Source organism: uncultured Shewanella sp., assembly GCF_947491715.1.
Taxonomy (GTDB): Bacteria; Pseudomonadota; Gammaproteobacteria; order Enterobacterales; family Shewanellaceae; genus Shewanella.
Genome location: NZ_CANLKR010000014.1, coordinates 70,714 through 90,778 on the forward strand (window position 1 = coordinate 70,714; position 20,065 = coordinate 90,778).

General features: G+C 42.2%; 14 protein-coding genes and 1 pseudogene. 11 read left to right on the top strand and 4 right to left on the bottom strand.

Going from position 1 to position 20,065, the window contains the following annotated elements:
- Positions 1-107: 107 nt before the first annotated feature.
- The 3 genes from epd to fba all read left to right on the top strand — a co-directional run bounded on the left by epd (position 108) and on the right by fba (position 4,167).
- Positions 108-1,154, top strand: a complete 1,047-nt coding sequence (gene epd / locus Q0779_RS11490; RefSeq protein ID WP_298772697.1) for an erythrose-4-phosphate dehydrogenase — start codon at positions 108-110, stop codon at positions 1,152-1,154.
- 20 nt (positions 1,155-1,174) lie between these two features.
- Complete coding sequence (locus Q0779_RS11495; protein ID WP_298772698.1) at positions 1,175-2,350, top strand: phosphoglycerate kinase; 1,176 nt, start codon at positions 1,175-1,177, stop codon at positions 2,348-2,350.
- 752 nt (positions 2,351-3,102) lie between these two features.
- Positions 3,103-4,167 (top strand): class II fructose-bisphosphate aldolase, encoded by a 1,065-nt coding sequence (gene fba, locus Q0779_RS11500; RefSeq protein ID WP_298772699.1) that lies wholly within the window; start codon positions 3,103-3,105, stop codon positions 4,165-4,167.
- A 100-nt stretch (positions 4,168-4,267) separates the two neighbouring features.
- Here fba and Q0779_RS11505 read toward each other — a convergent pair whose 3' ends face one another.
- Complete coding sequence (locus Q0779_RS11505; protein WP_298772700.1) at positions 4,268-6,283, bottom strand: S8 family serine peptidase; 2,016 nt, start codon at positions 6,281-6,283, stop codon at positions 4,268-4,270.
- A 237-nt stretch (positions 6,284-6,520) separates the two neighbouring features.
- Here Q0779_RS11505 and Q0779_RS11510 point away from each other — a divergent pair.
- Positions 6,521-7,303, top strand: a pseudogene (locus tag Q0779_RS11510) (class II fructose-bisphosphate aldolase); the annotation flags it as partial.
- 99 nt (positions 7,304-7,402) lie between these two features.
- Here the strand turns inward: Q0779_RS11510 and Q0779_RS11515 are convergent.
- Together Q0779_RS11515 and queG are read right to left on the bottom strand one after the other, a co-directional pair.
- A complete protein-coding gene (locus Q0779_RS11515; protein WP_298772701.1) occupies positions 7,403-8,296 on the bottom strand; it encodes a hypothetical protein in 894 nt (297 codons plus the stop codon).
- 589 nt (positions 8,297-8,885) lie between these two features.
- Positions 8,886-10,103 (bottom strand): tRNA epoxyqueuosine(34) reductase QueG, encoded by a 1,218-nt coding sequence (gene queG, locus Q0779_RS11520; RefSeq protein ID WP_298772702.1) that lies wholly within the window; start codon positions 10,101-10,103, stop codon positions 8,886-8,888.
- A 329-nt stretch (positions 10,104-10,432) separates the two neighbouring features.
- Between queG and Q0779_RS11525 the strand changes: the two genes are divergently transcribed.
- The 7 genes from Q0779_RS11525 to Q0779_RS11555 all read left to right on the top strand — a co-directional run bounded on the left by Q0779_RS11525 (position 10,433) and on the right by Q0779_RS11555 (position 18,282).
- Positions 10,433-10,813 (top strand): hypothetical protein, encoded by a 381-nt coding sequence (locus Q0779_RS11525; RefSeq protein WP_298772703.1) that lies wholly within the window; start codon positions 10,433-10,435, stop codon positions 10,811-10,813.
- A 97-nt stretch (positions 10,814-10,910) separates the two neighbouring features.
- Positions 10,911-12,230, top strand: coding sequence for a TolC family protein (locus Q0779_RS11530; protein WP_298772704.1), 1,320 nt, complete (start codon positions 10,911-10,913; stop codon positions 12,228-12,230).
- Positions 12,230-13,489, top strand: coding sequence for an efflux RND transporter periplasmic adaptor subunit (locus Q0779_RS11535; RefSeq protein WP_298772705.1), 1,260 nt, complete (start codon positions 12,230-12,232; stop codon positions 13,487-13,489). The genes Q0779_RS11530 and Q0779_RS11535 overlap by 1 nt, the downstream gene beginning before the upstream one ends.
- 12 nt (positions 13,490-13,501) lie before the next feature.
- A complete protein-coding gene (locus Q0779_RS11540) occupies positions 13,502-16,657 on the top strand; it encodes a CusA/CzcA family heavy metal efflux RND transporter (RefSeq protein WP_298772706.1) in 3,156 nt (1,051 codons plus the stop codon).
- Between the two features lie 143 nt (positions 16,658-16,800).
- On the top strand, positions 16,801-17,346 hold the full coding sequence (locus tag Q0779_RS11545; RefSeq protein ID WP_298772707.1) for a phosphatase PAP2 family protein: 546 nt from the start codon (positions 16,801-16,803) through the stop codon (positions 17,344-17,346).
- A 61-nt stretch (positions 17,347-17,407) separates the two neighbouring features.
- Entirely contained in the window at positions 17,408-17,764 is a 357-nt protein-coding gene (locus tag Q0779_RS11550) for a cupin domain-containing protein (protein ID WP_298772709.1), read from the top strand.
- Between the two features lie 71 nt (positions 17,765-17,835).
- Positions 17,836-18,282: a DUF3069 domain-containing protein gene (locus tag Q0779_RS11555; RefSeq protein ID WP_298772711.1), complete on the top strand. Its 447-nt coding sequence runs from the start codon at positions 17,836-17,838 to the stop codon at positions 18,280-18,282.
- A gap of 74 nt (positions 18,283-18,356) precedes the next feature.
- Here the strand turns inward: Q0779_RS11555 and Q0779_RS11560 are convergent, their stop codons facing one another.
- Positions 18,357-20,045, bottom strand: coding sequence for an NAD-dependent malic enzyme (locus Q0779_RS11560; protein WP_298772713.1), 1,689 nt, complete (start codon positions 20,043-20,045; stop codon positions 18,357-18,359).
- Between the last annotated feature and the right edge of the window lie 20 nt (positions 20,046-20,065).

The following is a 20,065-nucleotide window of genomic DNA, read 5'->3' on the forward strand; positions in this document are numbered from 1 at the left end:
ATGACAAATAAATAACGGCTTACCTTAGGGTAGGCCGTTATTTTATCGATGAAACATTGATATACTCTTGCAGCACACCACATTAAGATTAGAGGTAACAAAGCATCATGATCCGAGTCGCAATCAATGGCTATGGCCGTATAGGACGCTCTATTCTTCGTGCTGTTTATGAATCGGATAAACGCGATAAAATTCAAATTGTCGCCATAAATGAATTGGCTAAGCCCGAAGCCATGGTTCATTTAACCCAATATGATACCACTCACGGTCGCTTTCAAACCCAAGTGCAATTACAAAACGATCATATGCTGATCGGTGATGACAGTATTCGATTATTAAATGAAGAAGATGCCAGTCAGCTTCCTTGGAAAGCACTCGACATCGATATTGTTTATGAAGCGACTGGGGTTTTAGGTGACAAACAAGCGTGTTTGGCTCATATTCAAGCTGGCGCAAAGCAGGTGCTCATTAGCCAACCAGGCAGTAATGATGTTGATGCGACCATTATTTATGGCGTCAATGAACAGGTGCTCAAAGCCAGTCATACCATAGTATCAAACGCCTCTTGTACCACTAATTGTGTTATTCCTGTCATCGATGTTCTCGATAAGCATTTTGTGGTTAAAAGTGGAGCAATAACCACCATACATTCATCGATGAATGATCAACAAGTGATCGATGCCTATCACGACGATTTACGCCGTACTCGCGCAGCAGGTCAGTCTATTATTCCAGTGGATACCAAATTGGCTCGAGGAATAGAGCGTATTTTGCCGCACATGAAAGATAAGTTTGAAGCCATTTCTGTTCGCGTGCCTACCATTAATGTCACCGCCATCGACTTATCATTAACCCTTAAAAAGCGTGTCGATATTGATACCATTAATAACGTATTACGCAGCGCCACCTTAGGCCAGTTTAACGGGATTGTCGGTTACACCAATGAGCCGCTGGTTTCCTGTGATTTTAATCACGATCCCCGCTCCAGTGTGGTTGATGGCACCCAAACCCGTGTCAGTGACGGCCATTTAGTCAAACTATTACTTTGGTGCGATAACGAGTGGGGCTTTGCAAACCGTATGCTCGACACCAGTTTAGCCATGATCCATGCAAAGCGTGCAGGATCAAACCAACATATTGAACCCATTTTTTAAACCTTAAAGGAAGCTTACGAATGGCTATTATTAATATGAGTGAATTAGACCTTCAGTCTAAACGCGTGCTCATTCGAGAAGATCTTAACGTGCCAGTCAATAACGGTAAGGTCACCAGTGATGCACGTCTTCGCGCTGCATTACCCACGATAAAAATGGCCCTTGAAAAAGGCGCAGCAGTCATGGTGATGTCTCATCTTGGCCGTCCAAGCGAAGGTGAGTTTGATGCACAATTTTCAATGCAACCTGTTGTCGACTATTTAAATGATGCACTCACCTGCCCTGTTCGCTTAGCCACAGATTACTTAGAGGGCGTTGATGCTAACGTCGGTGAAGTCGTTGTATTTGAAAACGTGCGCTTTAATGTGGGCGAGAAAAGTAACGATGAATCACTGGCCAAAAAAATGGCCGCATTATGTGATGTCTATGTTATGGATGCCTTTGGTACTGCCCATCGCGCTCAAGCTTCAACCCATGGCGTGGGATTACATGCACCCATTGCCTGTGCAGGCCCATTATTGGCAGGTGAACTTGATGCGCTGGGTAAAGCACTGAACAATCCGGCACGTCCCATGGTTGCGATTGTAGGTGGATCAAAAGTCTCTACTAAGCTCACTGTATTAGAAAGTCTATCTGGTATTGTCGATCAGCTTGTTGTCGGCGGGGGTATTGCGAATACGTTTATCGCAGCAGCTGGTCACGATGTCGGCAAATCTCTATTTGAAGCCGATTTAGTTGATGAATCTAAACGTCTAGTGGATACTGCCCAAAGCCGAGGAGGCAGCATTCCAGTGCCGACAGATGTAGTTGTGGCAAGTGAGTTCAGCCCAACGGCCACAGCCACATTAAAGAAGGTCACCGATGTCAGCAGTGAAGACATGATCTTTGATATAGGTCCAAACAGCAGTGAAATATTAGCTGATATTATTAGCAAAGCAGGCACTGTTGTATGGAATGGGCCCGTCGGCGTATTTGAATTTGATCAATTTGGTCAAGGTACTGAGCGCATTGCCAAGGCCATCGCCGACTCAAAAGCATTTTCCATCGCCGGTGGCGGTGATACACTTGCAGCGGTTGATAAATATGGTATTGCCGACAAAGTCTCTTATATTTCAACTGGTGGCGGCGCCTTCTTAGAGTTTTTAGAAGGCAAAGAACTGCCGGCTGTTGCCATGCTAGAAAGCCGTGGTCAATAAATAGTAAGATATATATACCCGTGATACTTGAAGATGCAGGATTCAGCTGGAATTAAAAGCCTTTTAGGCAAGGCTTTGAACAGCGTGCCTAGTCATTCTAAGCTGATGTTCAGTAACGCAGTATAAAAGGCTTTTAAACCAGCCCTTTGGGAGTCTGTAAAAGCACCTACTTCTGCGTTGTATCACCTTAAAAGGCAATAAGCATTCTTGCAATAATACGCCTTGAATTAGGCACTTTTACAGGCTCTGAAAACATGCATCTTCAAGTATCACGGGTATAGTTAAAAATATAATAAAAATCGTGCTCAGTGATATACCCAAATCACTTGAAGATGCAGGATTCAGCTGGAATTAAAACATTTTTAGGCAAGGCATTGAGTTTCTGGCTTAGTCATTCTAAGTTGATACTCAATAACGCAGTATAAAAGTGTTTTAAACCAGCCCGTTGGGAGTCCGTAAAAACGCTAACTTCTGCGTTGCATGATCTCACAAGGCAATAAGCATTCTTTCACTAATGCGCCTTGAATTAAGCCCTTTTACGGGCTCTGAAAACATGCACTTTCAAGTGATTTGGGTATTAAGTGGGACCACTCACTACCTGAGTGCTGCCCTAGAATACCCCTTTAGCAATACACTGCTAAAAAATGTGAAAGAAAAAAGACCTAAACAGACAATTTTAATATCCAATGACTTAAGGATCGCGATAGCGGACATCAAGATCACCTTTGTCACCCTACAACTTGGAGTAAACAATGGCTTTAATCTCTTTGCGTCAAATGTTAGATCATGCAGCGGAACACGGATATGGCGTACCTGCTTTTAACGTCAATAACTTAGAACAAATGCGTGCCATTATGCAAGCCGCCGAAGCCTGTGACAGCCCTGTCATAGTGCAAGCATCGGCAGGTGCCCGTAAATACGCAAGACCACAATTTTTAAAATACCTGATGGCAGCAGCCCTAGAGCAATACCCTGATATTCCAGTGTGTATTCATCAAGATCACGGAACTCATCCAGATGTGTGTCAACGCTCAATTCAACTTGGCATGTCTTCTGTCATGATGGACGGCTCGTTAATGTCTGATGGCAAGACCCCTTCGTCTTACGAGTATAATGTTGATGTCACTCGTAAAACGGTTGCCTTTGCCCATGCTTGTGGCGTATCGGTTGAAGGTGAAATAGGCTGTTTAGGCAGTTTAGAGACTGGCCAAGCAGGAGAAGAAGACGGCATTGGCGCGACGGGTACATTAAGCGAAGATCAAATGCTCACCACTCCAGAAGAAGCGGCTCGTTTTGTTGCCGATACTCATGTTGATGCCCTAGCCATTGCCATTGGTACCAGCCACGGCGCTTACAAATTTAGTCGTAAACCGACGGGTGATGTACTGAGAATCGATCGTATTAAAGAAATTCACGCTCGTATTCCTAATACACATTTAGTGATGCACGGTTCTTCATCTGTACCACAAGAATGGTTAGAGATTATTAACCAATATGGCGGCGCCATTCCAGAAACTTACGGTGTGCCGTTAGACGAAATCGTGGAAGGGATTAAACATGGCGTGCGTAAAGTCAATGTGGATACCGATTTACGCTTAGCTTCAACCGGTGCAGTCCGTAAATTCTTGGCGGAAAACCCCAGTGAATTTGACCCCCGTAAATTCTTAAAAGCCTCAATGGATGCCATGGCGGCTATCTGTAGCGAACGCTATCAAGCCTTTGGCAGTGCCGGTATGGGCTCAAAAATTAAGCCTTTATCATTACAAGCCATGTACAAAGCCTATCAAGCGGGCGATTTAGACCCACAAATTAACTAGGGATTATTGGAGCGTCAATGCCAGTAAAAATGGCCTAAGATATTCACCTTAGGCCATTTGCTTTTGTTATCGCTATTGTTGTGTTCATTTAATATGGTGATCACGCCTCGCAATTTAATGTGTCGTTAATGCCCGTACCACCATCACAACTATCAGTTCCCGCTCCTCCATCAAGATGATCATTTTTATTACCGCCAATCAGGATATCATTGCCGTCACCACCGAGTACCACATCATGACCTGCATTGCCGTGAATATAGTCATCACCTGCACCGCCATCAATAAAGTCGGTGCCACGTTTACCATAAATCACATCGTTACCGGCGCCACCACAAATCCTATCGGCTTTATCCCAACCATGAACCGTATCGTTACCGCCAAAGGTCATGATCACATCTTCGCCATGGGTGCCGTTAATACGATCGTCACCACTGGTGCCCCAATGGGTGGCTTTTTCGCCAAAGCAAAGATCTTGCACTAACGGATTGGTTAATGAGGCATTCACTTCATGACCATCGGGAATATTATCACCATCGGTATCGGCCAACATTGGATCGGTGAAACTATGATTAGTCTCATATTCATCCGTTAGACCATCATTATCCGTGTCGATTGAGCCATCATTAGCTGTGACTGTGACCATTACCACTTCGCTGTCAAAAATGCCATCACTGACCATCAGTGACAACATATAGCTGCCGGTGACATCGGGAGTAAAACTGGGTGACATGTCACTGCTATTACTCAAGCTAGTTGCATTCACATTGCTGTCAGCAGGCGTGGCAACCACATCCCAGTGAAAACTCAACATATTAGCGTCACTGCCAGGATGTAAATGACTCTCGCTGCCATCTAACCATACCATATCCCCTACCCATACCGTTTGTGCTTCGCTTACATGCGCGGTTGGCGGTGTATCTGGTGCGGGTTCTCGTACTGGTGTCATGGCCTCAGCGACGGCTAGCGCATTAGCAATATTCAAGCTCTTACCCGACACTGTTGTCGACTCTAAACTCGTCACAGGGGTACCTGAATGCATTAATAAATGCTTCATTTCAGCTGCAGTTAAATCGGGATATATAGACCAAACTAAAGCAGCGGCACCACTGACATGTGCCGCAGCATCATGAGAAGGTTTATTCATGTAAGCATAAAAGGAAGGTAGTGACGATGACATAAAAAAAGAAAAATCTCTTGCAAGTGCTGCATCCCATGGTACAGCCATATCAATATAATTAGGCTCTCTAGTGCCTAAATTCAATACTTTTGTGATCAAATCGTACGCTGTCACTGTTAAAATACCATCGATATGGTGGTAGCTCATCGGATAAGTTGCTTGTTCATTGTTATTATTAACGGCAGCAGGTACAACCAATAATATGCCCACATCAGCAGCAGCCTTAAGCCATACTGCTGCATTTTCATCGCTATAAGCTCCTGATATCCCTATATGAATAACCTTAATATTAATACCGTAATCTTGTTTTAAATTAATAAAATACCTAAGGCATTCATCTAATAGTGTTAAGTTCTGAATGTCCACTTCCATATCCATTACTCTACAAGCAGCGAGGCTCACATCCCAATTCACACCAACGACACCGAATCCGTTGTTCCCTTTCGCGCCTATGATGCCGGCCTCCATACTAGCGTGAAAAGCTTCAGTTCCATATTCTCCGTAATTCATGGGATCGCCGTTGTCATCAAACGCATTGTAACCATGGACATCATCTATCACACCGTTGCCATCATCATCCAATCCATTGTCAGCAATTTCCTTGGGGTTAACCCACATATTGTCAATCAAATCTTCATGAGTATAATCAATTCCCTTTCCTATTAAGCCAACCACCACCTCTTTGCTCCCCGTAGTGATCTCCCATGCTTCCGGCGCAGCAATATCATGTAGCAATGCTTTTTTTGATTCATGCCCAAATCCTGGATCATTTGGAAACACAGCGTACGCGCTAGGTATAATAAAAAAGCTGCCGATATAAACAACACCGGCGCTTAACATATGGCTGAACAGTTTTAATAGTTTAAACCCTTTATTCTGTATTAGTTGAATGAAAGAATAATTAATGACTCCAATAACTGCCATAATGAAATACGCCATGATGTCCTCTCTTAACATTAAATTTATTTAATATTTAGGAGGATTTTGTCAAAAAGGCTGAGCTATCACATCATACCTAGGTATGAAAACTATCTTAGACAACAGGCTACAAATAACGCACTATATAACACTTTGGTATTAACTCCATTAAGTAAAAACAGATTGAATATAAAGTAAATACCTACCAAGGCTAGCACTCAGCCAGTCGTATCACATTGAAAATGAACATTTGATTTAATTCAACTAGGCATGTCATCGGTCATGATGGACGGCTCGTTAATGTCTGATGGAAAAACCCCTTCTTCTTATGAACACAACGTCGATGTCACTCGAAAAACCGTTGCTTTCTCCCATGCCTGTGGCGTATCAGTTAAAGGTGAAATAGGCTGTTTAGGCAGCTTAGAGACTGGCCAAGCTGGTGAAGAAGACGGGATTGGCGCGACAGGTACATTAAGCGAAGATCAAATGCTCACCACTCCAGAAGAAGCGGCTCGTTTTGTTGCCGATACTCATGTTGATGCCCTAGCCATTGCCATTGGTACCAGCCACGGCGCTTACAAATTTAGTCGTAAACCGACGGGTGATGTACTGAGAATCGATCGTATTAAAGAAATTCACGCTCGTATTCCTAATACACATTTAGTGATGCACGGTTCTTCATCTGTACCACAAGAATGGTTAGAGATTATTAACCAATATGGCGGCGCCATTCCAGAAACTTACGGTGTGCCGTTAGACGAAATCGTGGAAGGGATTAAACATGGCGTGCGTAAAGTCAATGTGGATACCGATTTACGCTTAGCTTCAACCGGTGCAGTCCGTAAATTCTTGGCGGAAAACCCCAGTGAATTTGACCCCCGTAAATTCTTAAAAGCCTCAATGGATGCCATGGCGGCTATCTGTAGCGAACGCTATCAAGCCTTTGGCAGTGCCGGTATGGGCTCAAAAATTAAGCCTTTATCATTACAAGCCATGTACAAAGCCTATCAAGCGGGCGAATTAGATCCACAAATTAACTAAATAGTATTAATAAAAAGATGCAAAAATAGTCTTAACTACCTCAGTTAAGGCTATTTTTATTTCATAAGGATACTCATCTGATATTTGTGCAGGCTATTATCATGCCTCACAATTTAAAGTCTCGTTAATGCCTATACCGCCGTCACAACTATCCATTCCCGCTTGGCCGTCAAGCAGATCATCTTTAGCGCCGCCAATAAGTTGATCATTGCCATCCCCACCTAACAAGACATCTTTACCGCCACTGCCGGAAATAACATCATCACCTGTTCCACCGTCTATAAAGTCCCAGCCAGATTTACCCTTTAATATGTCATTTCCGGCACCTCCACATATTTTATCTCCATTATCCCAACCATAAATGGTGTCATTGCCACCAAAGGCCATAATAACGTCCGCGTTATCAGTACCATCAATGTGATCATCACCACTGGTGCCCCAATGAGTGGCTTTCTCGTCAAAACATAAATCTTGGGTTAATGGATCGGTGAATGACTCGTTCACTTCATGCCCATCAGGAATATTATCATCATCAGTATCCGCAAGAATGGGATTTGTGCCCCATAAATGCACTTCATCACGGTCAGAAATGTTATCGTTATCGGTATCAGCCAGCATGGGGTCAGTCAAACTATCATTTAATTCGTATTCATCTGAAAGACCATCATTATCACTATCCGTTAAGTCCGACTCTGGAGCAATGACAGGCTCCTCATTGGAAGTCAGTTCTTCTGGTGCCAGATAATATACGCACACCTGGTTTCCACTTTGTACGTTTTTAATCATTTTACGCAATAATTCCTGTTCTAAATAAATCGTCACTGGCTGATGAGAGTTATCATATATTACTATCTCCCCATTAGTATTTATCTCAAACTTGAGAACGGCTTTGGAAGACGATTCATATACCTTCATATCCCCATTTGGCAAACTGATTGAATGATGATAATAAGGGGGAATACAAGCTGTCATCATTACATCCTCCTCTTGCATTTCTTGCTCCTCCAATAGTGAAAGCCTTGATTCCAAACTGAATGCTATTGCGCTATACAAAAATAGAGTGAAAACAAGTACGCTCTTAAATACCCTACTTCCTTTCGATGTGAAATAATTCATGATAACCTCCCCTAAAACATTTAATCGAAGTAACCTTTATTGACTATCTCAAAGTGTTTAATTTGTTATCGTCTAATAACTCACTTCGACATCATGGCTACTTGATAGATATTTACATAAACAAAAGTTAATGTAGTGAAAGGTCATCGTGACTGATTAAAATAAAAGACACATCATGCTCAGGTATGGGATCTAGCCCAACTAAGAGATATTTAACAGGCAAAGGCCAATACTTTAGTATTAGCCTCGATGTTATAACGAGCACATTTAAGATTAACAAGAGAAGGCATATATCACTGACAAAATCAAATACTAATTTATATTAATTTAGGTATCATCACAGTTAAGATATTGATTTTTAAAACCATACAAAGCCTCACTAAACCAACTGAGTTGATTTGATTTGACTAGTAATCATTTACCCCCAAACAACCTAAAAATATTGAAGGAACATATTAATACTCCCTCAAGCATCTCTGGGTAAGCCTTTTTCTATACTGCGAATGACCCTTTGTGTTTTACGACTACCGACTAAAGCCACGCCTTTACTTATTTCCAATGCTTTACTTTCTTGCTGCTCAAGGGCCCAATCGATGTGCTCAAGCACCATCTCATCGACTTCATCGGTTTCTTTTCTATTTTTCAATGCTGCCACAATGGCTTCACTGGCAGGGGCATTGCCTAGCGCAATGGCAATGTTACGCAACCAACGTTTATGCCCAATACGCCTGATAGCACTCCCTTCAGTGAGTTTTAAAAAGGTGCCTTCATTCCAAGCAAATAAGTTGAGCAGCTCAGGTTGTTTAAGGGGATCGCGTGTTTGAAAATCGGCCTCTATCGTTAACGGCGCTGCGCTATTAACAGGACAAACGAGCTGACAATCATCACAGCCGTAAATACGATTACCGATTAAGGGTCTAAATTCTTCGGGAATAGCCCCTTGCAGTTCAATGGTCAAATAAGAAATACAGCGACGACCATCCACCTCATAAGGGGCAACGATGGCATTGGTTGGACAGGATTTAATACAGGCGACACAGGTATTACAGCCATCAGCAACAGGAATATCCACGGGCAAAGGTAAATCAATTAGCAGCTCACCTAAAAAAAACCAGCTTCCAGCCTCTTTATTGAGGATCAGCGAATGTTTTCCAGTCCAGCCTAGCCCTGCTTTTTCAGCTAATGGTCTTTCTAATACTGGCGCAGAATCGACAAAAGGACGAAAATTGGGTTTTTGAAGCCCAAGTTGAATAAGCTCGGCTTCAATTTTTTGGCCTAATTTTTTCAATCGATTGCGAATAAGCTTATGATAGTCACGCCCACCTGCATAGCGAGAAATATAGCCTAAATTAGGATCTTTCAAATTATAAGCAAACCCTGCATCAACCGGTAAATAATTCATCCTTGCAGAAATCACTCTCACGGTGCCAGTATGTAACTCATGGGGTCTGGCTCTCATCATGCCATGAGTTGCCATATAGGCCATTTCTCCATGATAACCTTTATCCAACCAAGCTTGTAATTTAGGCTCTTCACTTCTTAAATCTGTATCACAAATACCAATTTGAGCAAACCCTAGCTCCTTGCCCCACACTTTGATTTGCTGAGCTAGCTGATTAAGTAAAAAAGGATCAAGTTGAGAATAATCAGTGATTGATTGAATAGAAGGGCTGCTGTCTGACATGAATGACTTAACAAAAAATGGAATAGCATAATAATAACAGTTATTGCATTATTCCTAAACTCATCCACAAAAAATACCACTATCACATAAAGACTTTTCAATCCATCTAATGCTAGAAACCTAAATTTTTACCTGACTTTGAATTTTTACATTTGTCGTACCTGTGATCTTCATGTTAGACTCGCTTAGAATTATACTGGATTTTTTGTTATATTTATGTCGTATAAGCGCTCATTGTAAAATAACTGAGGCAAAATTTTCAGCATCAATTGATATATAACCTTCTGTTATCACAATCCTTAATCTACAATCAAAGGGAATTTGGTATTTTGCATCGCACAAAAACTTCACATCGCCAAGCGACATCGAAGTTAACACTGAATTTAGTGTTTTTAATATTTGTGTGCCAATTTTTTGCAAGCTGTGTGTCTGCTCATAGTCAATATCCACAAAATGGGCATAATTTCGACATTATGAAATGCCATTTTCATGACAGCAATACCCTCAATGTCAACCTCAATGATCTCAGTAACGATGATGCCGATCATGAACATGACTTTCATTCCCATACTTCATGTCATCCCCCTGTTGAAATGAATCCATTAGCAACGCTTCCAAAAAGCCATGGTATTCCATTCCCGACTCTTAGTTATCAGGCCTGCAATTACGCACCTCCCATTCGCCCTCCTCATTCTTCATTTTTGATTTAGTCACACTCGAATAAAACTTAACTAAATAAATATCATTTAACTATTAAAGTGATACTTATCAATGTCTTTTATATATTCAAAACTGGAGTCATATCCTGTGAAGAAGAATAAATCGATCTTATTGTTTCAATGCCTGCGCATACTGGCAATAACGATAAACTGTGCACTCATAACACTCTTTACCACCCGCTTGGCTCAAGCTAATGAACAAGCTTCCATCACTTTACCTTGGGTCATGGAGCAAACTTTATTAAACAATAGCCAGCTGCAAACCTTCCCTTACGATTTGAGAATAGAAGAAGCACGGATACTGCAAGCAGGGATCACCCCTAACCCCGAATTATCTCTTGCTATCGATAATGTCTTAGGGACGGGTGAGGTACAAGGGATTGATAGTACCGAAACCACCTTAGTCCTGAGTCAACTTATCGAACTGGGCGAAAAACGGCAACGGCGCATTAATTTTGCCGTCAGCAACAAACAGCAACAAATCAATCAATATGAAATTCTACGCCTCGATATATTGTCAGAAGCCACACGTCGCTTTTATCAATTATTACGCTTACAAGCATTGATTAAATGGAATAACAAACGTATTGGGTTTGAAGCCCAAGCGCTAAAAGCAATCAAGCGTCGTGCCAAAGCTGGTAATATTTTACAAGCAGACGTTTCAAAAATGTCCTTAGAGCTGGCTCATTCAAGAATAGAATTACAACATTTACAAGACATGATAACGGTTGAAAAACAGAGACTGGCATCAATGTGGGCAAAAGATGCCACGTTTTCTTCTGCACAAGGAGGACTAGAGTTACCCACAACCTTCCCCAGTAAAGCCGATGTTCTCAATGCCATAGAAACAGCGCCTGAATATGTGCAATTACTCAGTTTAGAACGAGTCATGCAAGCCAAAAGGCGACTCGAAGAAGCAAAAGGACAATATGACATAAACCTGGGTATGGGACTACGCCGTTTTGAAGATTACAACGATACTGCATTAGTCTTTTCCTTTTCTATGCCGTTAAATTTCACGAACCCTAATCAAGGTAATATACTCGCAGCAAAAATCGAACAAGATAGAGTCTTCCAGCAACAGAAACTATTACGTGAGCAACTTCGATTAAGCTTACTGGAAATTCACCAAGCTATGATGAATAACGCCAAACAAGCCAAAAGATTAAAGCAAACACTGCTCCCCCTTGCGAAGCAATTATTAATTGATACCCAAGCGGTCTATAAAACGGGGCATGCCACAGTATTACAACTAGTGGATGCTCAAAAAGAATTATTCGCAATCGAACGTGAGATCATTGAAGCCAATGCGGCGGTATACCTACAACGGCTTGAACTTGCGCGTATTACCGGGCAAGCCATCCCTGCAACACTTAACACCTCTGTTGATGCTTTGGAGACAAAATAATGACATATCCCCTTTCGACTCTGCAACTTAAGCCATTACTCGTCTTTTTGAGCTCTCTGTTTATAACCATACTCCTCTTTTCCAATATCAGTGTTGCCAGTGGCGATGATCATGGCAATCATGATGCGCTTGAAGAAACGAGAGGACCTCATGGAGGAAAATTACTCCAAAAAGGAGAATTTGAAATTGAAATCACGCTTTATGAAGCGGGTATTCCACCAGAAATGCGCATTTACGCTTACCAATCAGGTAAGGCGATTGCTCCCAATAAGGTAGATCTTGATGTGCAATTAACTCGCCTTGGTGGAGAACAAAATAAACTGACCTTTACCCCTGAAAAAGATTATCTTGTTAGCCAGCAAGTGGTGACCGAGCCCCATTCTTTTGTGGTCAATGTCAATGCAACATATCAACAACAGAAGCTTCAATGGCAATATGAAAGCTTTGAGGGAAGAACGCAGATAAGCAAGAGATTATTGGCCTTATCTGATGTCCAAACTCAAAAATCAGGTCCACATCAACTCATTTTTACGGAACAGTTATTTGGTATTGTGGAACCCATTACTCATCATATTTTTAATGTTAATGCCCCTTACACGGGTATTGTCGATAAGCTATATGTCGGCATTGGCGATCAAGTTAAAAAAGGGCAGATCATTGCGAATATTATTAACAGCGACACTCTCAGTCTCTATCATGTAAAAAGCCCTGCCAATGGCCAAGTCACAGAGCAATTCCTTAATAAGGGCGATCACACGGGTAATGGCCCTATCGTTCGCATCAGCGATCTCTCATCGGTTTGGATCGATTTATCCGCTTTTCCCTCTCAAATGGACAAACTGAAAGTCGGCCTCCCCGTTAAGGTACTCGATGATCACAATGAAGATAAAATTAACACAGAAATTAGCTATATTTCACCTTTGATGACAGGCGGGCACATCGCCAGAGCACGCGCAGTGATTGATAACACGCAAGGGCATTGGCGTCCGGGTATGCACATTAAAGCAGAAATTGAAACGGCAACAAAAACGGTTCCTATTGCCGTCAATGTCCAAGCAATACAAACCTTTCGAGGTCATCCTGTTGTCTTTGCCAAATATGGTAATATCTTCGAAGTGCGTATGCTTAAACTTGGAGAAAGCGATGGCCAATATGTAGAAGTACTTGATGGTCTAGATGCTGGCGTTGAATACGTTTCAAAAAACAGTTTTTTGATCAAAGCCGATATTCAAAAAAATGCTGCCAAGCATCAACACTAGGAAGTCTATCATATGATGAATGCAATCATTACCTTCTCATTGCAGCGACGCTATCTTATTTTAGCCATGACATTATTAGTCGCCGCTTTTGGTGTCTATAATACCCTAAAGTTACCTATTGATGCCGTTCCCGACATCACCAATATCCAAGTACAAATTAATACTGCTGTTGATGGCTACTCACCTTTAGAATCAGAACAAAGAGTCACTTATTTAGTCGAAAACGCGATGGCGGGGATCCCCAATTTAGATTATACCCGATCAATCAGTAAATATGGGCTATCTCAAGTTACTGTTATTTTTAAAGAAGGCACCGACCTTTATTGGGCTAGACAACAGATCAGTGAACGCCTACAAGGTATAAGAAGTGAACTCCCCGCCAGCGCAGAACCGGTTTTAGGCCCAATAGCCAGCGGCCTTGGAGAAATATTTACCTATGCAGTACGCGCCAAAAAAGGCGCAGTAAAAGCAGATGGTAGCGCTTATAACACTGAAGATCTTCGTACGATTCAAGATTGGATTATTCGTCCTCAACTCGTCAATATTCCCGGGATCACCGAAATTAACAGCATCGGCGGCTATGAACGTGAATATCAAGTTGCACCGGATCCCAGTAAATTATTGGCATTCAAAGTGACCTTAAATGATGTTATTCAGGCACTCGAGCGTAACAACCTCAATGCAGGGGCAGGTTACATTGAGCGCAATGGAGAACAATGGCTAGTGCGCTCTCCTGGTCAACTGAAAAACCTAGATGATATTCGTAATGTCGTTATCACGAAACGAGACGACGCTCCTGTACGCATTAGTGATGTCGCCGAGGTTTTTTATGGCAAGCAACTTCGCACTGGTGCTGCGACTCAAAACGGCGTTGAAACCGTTCTCGGAACAGCTTTTATGCTGATAGGGGAAAATAGCCGAGTCGTCGCTAAAAAAGTGGGTGACAAACTAATTGAAGTGAATAGAAGCTTGCCGCAAGGTATCATCGCGGAGGCTGTTTATGATCGCACCAGTCTGGTTGATAAAACCATTAATACAGTTAAAAAGAATCTCTTTGAAGGCGCGGTATTAGTCATTGTGGTCCTATTTGCATTGTTAGGTAACTTTAGGGCGGCCTTTATTACCGCGTTAGTGATCCCATTAAGCATGCTGTTCGCCATTAGTGGCATGGCGACTAACCGTGTTTCGGGTAATTTAATGAGTTTAGGGGCTATAGACTTTGGTATCATCGTTGATGGTGCCGTCATTGTCGTTGAAAATGCACTACGCCGCTTAGGTATAGCCCAGCATAGTCATGGTCGATTATTGACGTTAGAAGAGCGACTTAAGGTCGTGTGTCAGTCCACAAAGGAAGTTTTCCGTCCCGCCGTATTTGGTATGCTCATTATTATGCTGGTCTACTTACCTATTTTTGCTCTTAATGGTGTTGAAGGAAAAATGTTCCACCCCATGGCCTTCACTGTCGTCGCAGCACTCATTGGCGCCATGATATTTTCTGTGACCTTCATCCCCGCTGCTATTGCCATTTTTGTTAAAGGTAAAGTCAACGAAAAAGAAAATTTTATCATGGTGAAAGCCCGCTCACTCTATGAACCTGTACTATTTTTCTCCTTAAAGCGACCCTTGTTATTGCTCACTATGGCTGCGGGAATAATCATTGTCAGCGTCATACAAACTACTCGTCTTGGCTCTGAATTTTTGCCTCAACTCGATGAAGGTGATATCGCCATGCATGCCATGAGGATCACGGGAACAGGGTTACAACAATCAGTTGAAATGCAAATCCTGCTCGAAAGCCTCATTGCAGACATGGATGAAGTCGACAGCATCTTTTCAAAAATTGGCACGCCAGAGGTGGCAACCGATCCTATGCCCCCTAATGTCGCCGATACTTTCATCATAATGAAGCCTCAGTCACAGTGGAGCGACCCCAATAAAACAAAAGCAGAATTTATTGACGAACTGCGCGAACTTGTCAATCATATTCCAGGTAATAATTACGAGTTCACTCAACCGATTGAGATGCGCTTTAACGAGCTAATTGCCGGCGTACGAACCGATGTCGCCTTGAGAATTTATGGCGATAACTTAGCTAAGCTCAAATCGGCAGGTGAACAAGCGGCAAACTTACTCAGTCAAATCAATGGCGCCAAAGATGCCCGCATGGAACAAATGTCTGGACTTCCGACTTTGTCGATTGAGCCCAATCGCGATCATTTAGCTTTACTTGGATTGAATATTGTCGATGTACAACAAGCCATTCAAACCGCCATTTCAGGTGTTCAAACAGGCTTAATCTATGAAGGGGATCGTCGATTTAAACTGGTCGTACGATTATCTAGCGATGATGCTAATATTCAATCTCTAGGCAATCTCCCTATTGCCCTTCCAGCAGATCTTAATCCTGACTTAAGTTATGTGCCATTAAAGGAAGTTGCCGACATTATTCAAAAAGTCGGACCCAATCAAATTAACAGGCAAAATGGCAAACGCCATGTCATCGTAACGGCCAATGTAGAGAATCGAGATTTAGGCTCTTTCATTGCCGATACCAAGCAATTAATGAATGATAAGCTGGCGCTGAAAAGCGGTTACTGGATTGAGTACGGAGGCACCTTTGAACAGCTAGAGTCAGCCACACAAAGATTGATGATAGTCGTCCCCCTCACTTTGTTATTAATCTTTGGCCTGCTTTATAGTGCATTTGGTTCAATAAGAGATTCATTCATTATCTTTACCGGCGTCCCTCTAGCGCTATCGGGTGGGGTGATCGCACTCGCACTGCGCGATATGCCCTTATCTATTTCCGCCAGTATCGGTTTTATCGCCCTATCGGGTATCGCCGTGCTTAATGGTGTTGTTATGTTATCTTTCATAAAAGAGTTGATTGAAAAGGGCACACCACTGCTTGATGCAATTAAACAAGGTGCCAGCCAACGCTTAAGACCTGTGCTTATGACCGCCCTTGTAGCCAGTCTAGGCTTTATTCCAATGGCACTGAATACGGGAACAGGAGCAGAAGTGCAACGTCCTTTAGCCACAGTCGTCATAGGTGGTATTGTTTCATCGACTTTACTGACTCTAATCGTACTGCCGATACTCTATTTATTAGTGTATCGCGCCCGCCTACCTTTAGTGACAAAAGCACCCGAACATTCTTCAAACTAGCAATCATACAGACTCCAAAATGAAAAGAGAGCATAAAACGGCTCTCTTTTTATCTCTGCTAATTTGTAAAAATTTTGCATTTAACATTAACAATCTGTATAAAAGCCCCTTCAATTGATCCCTGCCAATATAAAATAAAAACTATGTTGTTATCAAAACCCGTGATTGTCCGCTTTTGTTTTTCAATAACGCTTCTACTCGGCCTTATCCAACCTGTCCAAGCAGACATTGAACGCTCAGGAGACATTATTCATTTATTATTGCCAGCTGCAACTCTCAGTGCAACAGCTCTTTATGAACCTAATTATCAAGGAAGTTGGCAACTTGTCAAAAGCGTAGGGGTTTCAAGGCTCAGCGTTGAAGCACTCAAATTTGGCATAGACAAAACACGACCCAATGGCTCCGATGATGATTCTTTTCCATCAGGCCATACCGCCGATACCTTTGCAACAGCCACGTTTATACAGCAAAGATATGGCTGGAAGTGGGCCATTCCAGCCTATGCTGCTGCGAGTTTTGTTGGCTATACGCGCATCAATAGTTCACAGCATTACGTTGAAGATGTATTAGCCGGTGCGGCCATTGGAATACTCAGTGCCTGGTATTTTACCGAGCCCTATCAAGGGATAAAAATCACTCCCATTGCCACTGGTCAATATTATGGCGTTAATATTAACTATGCTTTTTAACGTATAGCGCCACTATCAGCTAAGCTCAATATCAAAGCTCACTGAATTTACGCGCATCAACATGGAATATATTGAACTTATCTCAATGAATGACCTGTCATCGTTTATTACCAGACAATCAGAGGGCAGCATTAAAAAAGAATTAGGCCTATATTCCATTCCTTATCCTGTATCGACACTACAATTTCGTGATTTTGAAGCAGGCCATTATTTCGACTGGCACCCCGCTCCACAAGCGCAATTTATCTTTTATCTTGAGGGCCAAGTTGAGATAACGGCAAGTGATGGCACAAGAAAAACCTTTAAAGCAGGTGATATTTTATTTGCCAATGACACTCAAGGAAAGGGGCATATTACAAACACACTCACGAAAGGCAGAGCCATTATTGTTGTCATTGATCCAACACAAACTCAATAACGGTTTATCTTTACTGCTCAGACACGTAAAATTTACCTCACGCTAATCATTAACAGAGTAACCTTCTCCCCATGGCCGAATTAACCATGCCGCAAACATCCACATACAGGAAGCAAGTTGAAACTGTCTCACTGAATGTTTGTAACAGTGTCATGCCTATGACACAAATCCCAGAAAACTTATTGGAAGCCTATGCAAACTTATGCAATGAGCTAATTGAAGATAAAGATCAAAAATTCGCTACCGTTTGGTCCGCTTTACCCAATAGCGCTAAAAACTTACTTCCCCAAGCCGATTTCCATGGATTCTATATTGCCAATGCGTGGTTTCAACTCAGCCGCGTTGCTCAAGATATCGCTGAAATGGCTGACACAGATGAAGCCATTAATGAAAAAGAATACGATGGTATTTTCACTCGTTTATCTGACAGTGCTTTAAAAGAAAGCAGCCGAAAACTTAAAAAAGCGCGTACAGATAGGGCCATGCTTAATAGTATCAAGCAAGTCATTGCAGGATAAGTTCCTCAAAAAATCAATGACAAAAAAACCGCTTCATTTGCATGAAGCGGTTTTTTATCTTTTATAAAAATCAGTTAGAACGAAGTACGCTTATAACGGCGATATTCGGGTTTCCAAAAGTTTTTCTCAATAGACTTTTTAATTAAATCATCGGACGTTGGCAATGCATGGCCTTGCTCAATGGCCACTTTTGCCACGGCAAAAGCAATATGCTTACTCACTGCATGAATGTCTTCAAGACTTGGTAATAATGGGCCTTCTCCATGAATGGCTAACGGAGAACACTCAGCTAAAGCACGACTCGACGCCATCAGCATCTCATTACTCACACGTTTGGCACCCGCCGCTAATACCCCTAAGCCAATACCAGGAAAAATATAACTGTTATTACACTGAGCAATTTCATAGGTTATTCCCTCTACCACAACCGGCTCAAATGGGCTTCCGGTGGCCACTAACGCTTGACCTTTCGTCCAGTGCAGCACATCTTTTGGTGTCGCTTCGACTCTGCTGGTCGGGTTAGATAAAGGAAACACAATCGGACGTTCACAATGGCTGTGCATTGCCTTAATGATCTTCTCACTAAATAAACCTGGCGCACCAGACACACCAATGAGTACCGTCGGCTTGCCGTTATTCACGACATCTAATAAAGAAATATGATCACTTTCAGTATTCCAATTTGCGACATTGGCTTCTTTCTGTGCCAAAGGCTGCTGGAAAGGCAATAAATTCGGCATGCTATCGACTAACATTCCCCAACGGTCAACCATGTACACTTGTGAACGCGCTTGCTCAATGCTGATCCCTTCAGCAACCATTTGTGCCACAATGGCTTCTGCAATACCACACCCTGCTGAACCTGCACCAAGAAAAGCAACCCTTTGCTCACTGAGTTGGCTATTAGCGGCTTTACATGCCGCCAATAATGACCCCACAGTTACGGCTGCCGTACCTTGAATATCATCATTAAAGCAGCAATATTTATCTTTATAGCGCTCAAGTAATGGCATGGCATTTTTTTGAGCGAAATCTTCAAATTGAATCAAGGCATCTGGCCAGCGACGATGAACGGCTTCCATGAAGGCTTCTACAAACTCAGTGTATTCTTCACCGCCAATTCTAGGATGACGCGATCCCATATACATAGGATCATCCAATAACTGTGGATTATCGGTCCCAACATCTAATGTAATAGGCAGCGTATAAGCAGGACTGATCCCACCACAGCTGGTATAGAGCGACAATTTCCCAATGGGGATCCCCATGCCGCCAATACCTTGATCGCCCAAACCTAAAATACGTTCTCCGTCCGTCACAACAATGACTTTCACTTTCTGACGGGTCGAATTATTCAGCACATCGTCAATTCTGTCTTTATTGGAATAAGAAATAAATAAACCACGGTTACGACGATAGTTTTTAGAAAAACGTTCACATGCCGATCCCACTGTAGGAGTATAAATAATTGGCATCATTTCAGTAATATGATTTTGCAATAAACGATAATATAAGGTTTCGTTTGTATCTTGAATATTTCTTAAATAAATATGTTTATCAAGATCATTAGTAAAATTCTTGTACTGAGCATATGCACGAGAAGCTTGTTCTTCAATGGTTTCAATAACGCTAGGTAATAATCCTTCTAAATTAAAGAAAATCCGTTCTTCATTGGTAAATGCGCTGCCTTTATTGATCAAGGGCGCTTCAAGAATTGCAGGACCTGCAAAAGGAAGATAGAGCGGGCGTTTATTATCGTCCATTGGAAACCTTTTTAAATATT

Excerpts from the sequence above, each read along its gene's own strand:
- epd (WP_298772697.1), top strand. The coding sequence starts at position 108 with ATGATCCGAGTCGCAATCAATGGCTATGGCCGTATAGGACGCTCTATT.
- Q0779_RS11495 (WP_298772698.1), top strand. The coding sequence starts at position 1,175 with ATGGCTATTATTAATATGAGTGAATTAGACCTTCAGTCTAAACGCGTG.
- fba (WP_298772699.1), top strand. The coding sequence starts at position 3,103 with ATGGCTTTAATCTCTTTGCGTCAAATGTTAGATCATGCAGCGGAACAC.
- Q0779_RS11505 (WP_298772700.1), bottom strand. The coding sequence starts at position 6,283 with ATGGCGTATTTCATTATGGCAGTTATTGGAGTCATTAATTATTCTTTC.
- Q0779_RS11515 (WP_298772701.1), bottom strand. The coding sequence starts at position 8,296 with ATGCAAGAGGAGGATGTAATGATGACAGCTTGTATTCCCCCTTATTAT.
- queG (WP_298772702.1), bottom strand. The coding sequence starts at position 10,103 with ATGTCAGACAGCAGCCCTTCTATTCAATCAATCACTGATTATTCTCAA.
- Q0779_RS11535 (WP_298772705.1), top strand. The coding sequence starts at position 12,230 with ATGACATATCCCCTTTCGACTCTGCAACTTAAGCCATTACTCGTCTTT.
- Q0779_RS11540 (WP_298772706.1), top strand. The coding sequence starts at position 13,502 with ATGATGAATGCAATCATTACCTTCTCATTGCAGCGACGCTATCTTATT.
- Q0779_RS11545 (WP_298772707.1), top strand. The coding sequence starts at position 16,801 with ATGTTGTTATCAAAACCCGTGATTGTCCGCTTTTGTTTTTCAATAACG.
- Q0779_RS11550 (WP_298772709.1), top strand. The coding sequence starts at position 17,408 with ATGGAATATATTGAACTTATCTCAATGAATGACCTGTCATCGTTTATT.
- Q0779_RS11555 (WP_298772711.1), top strand. The coding sequence starts at position 17,836 with ATGGCCGAATTAACCATGCCGCAAACATCCACATACAGGAAGCAAGTT.
- Q0779_RS11560 (WP_298772713.1), bottom strand. The coding sequence starts at position 20,045 with ATGGACGATAATAAACGCCCGCTCTATCTTCCTTTTGCAGGTCCTGCA.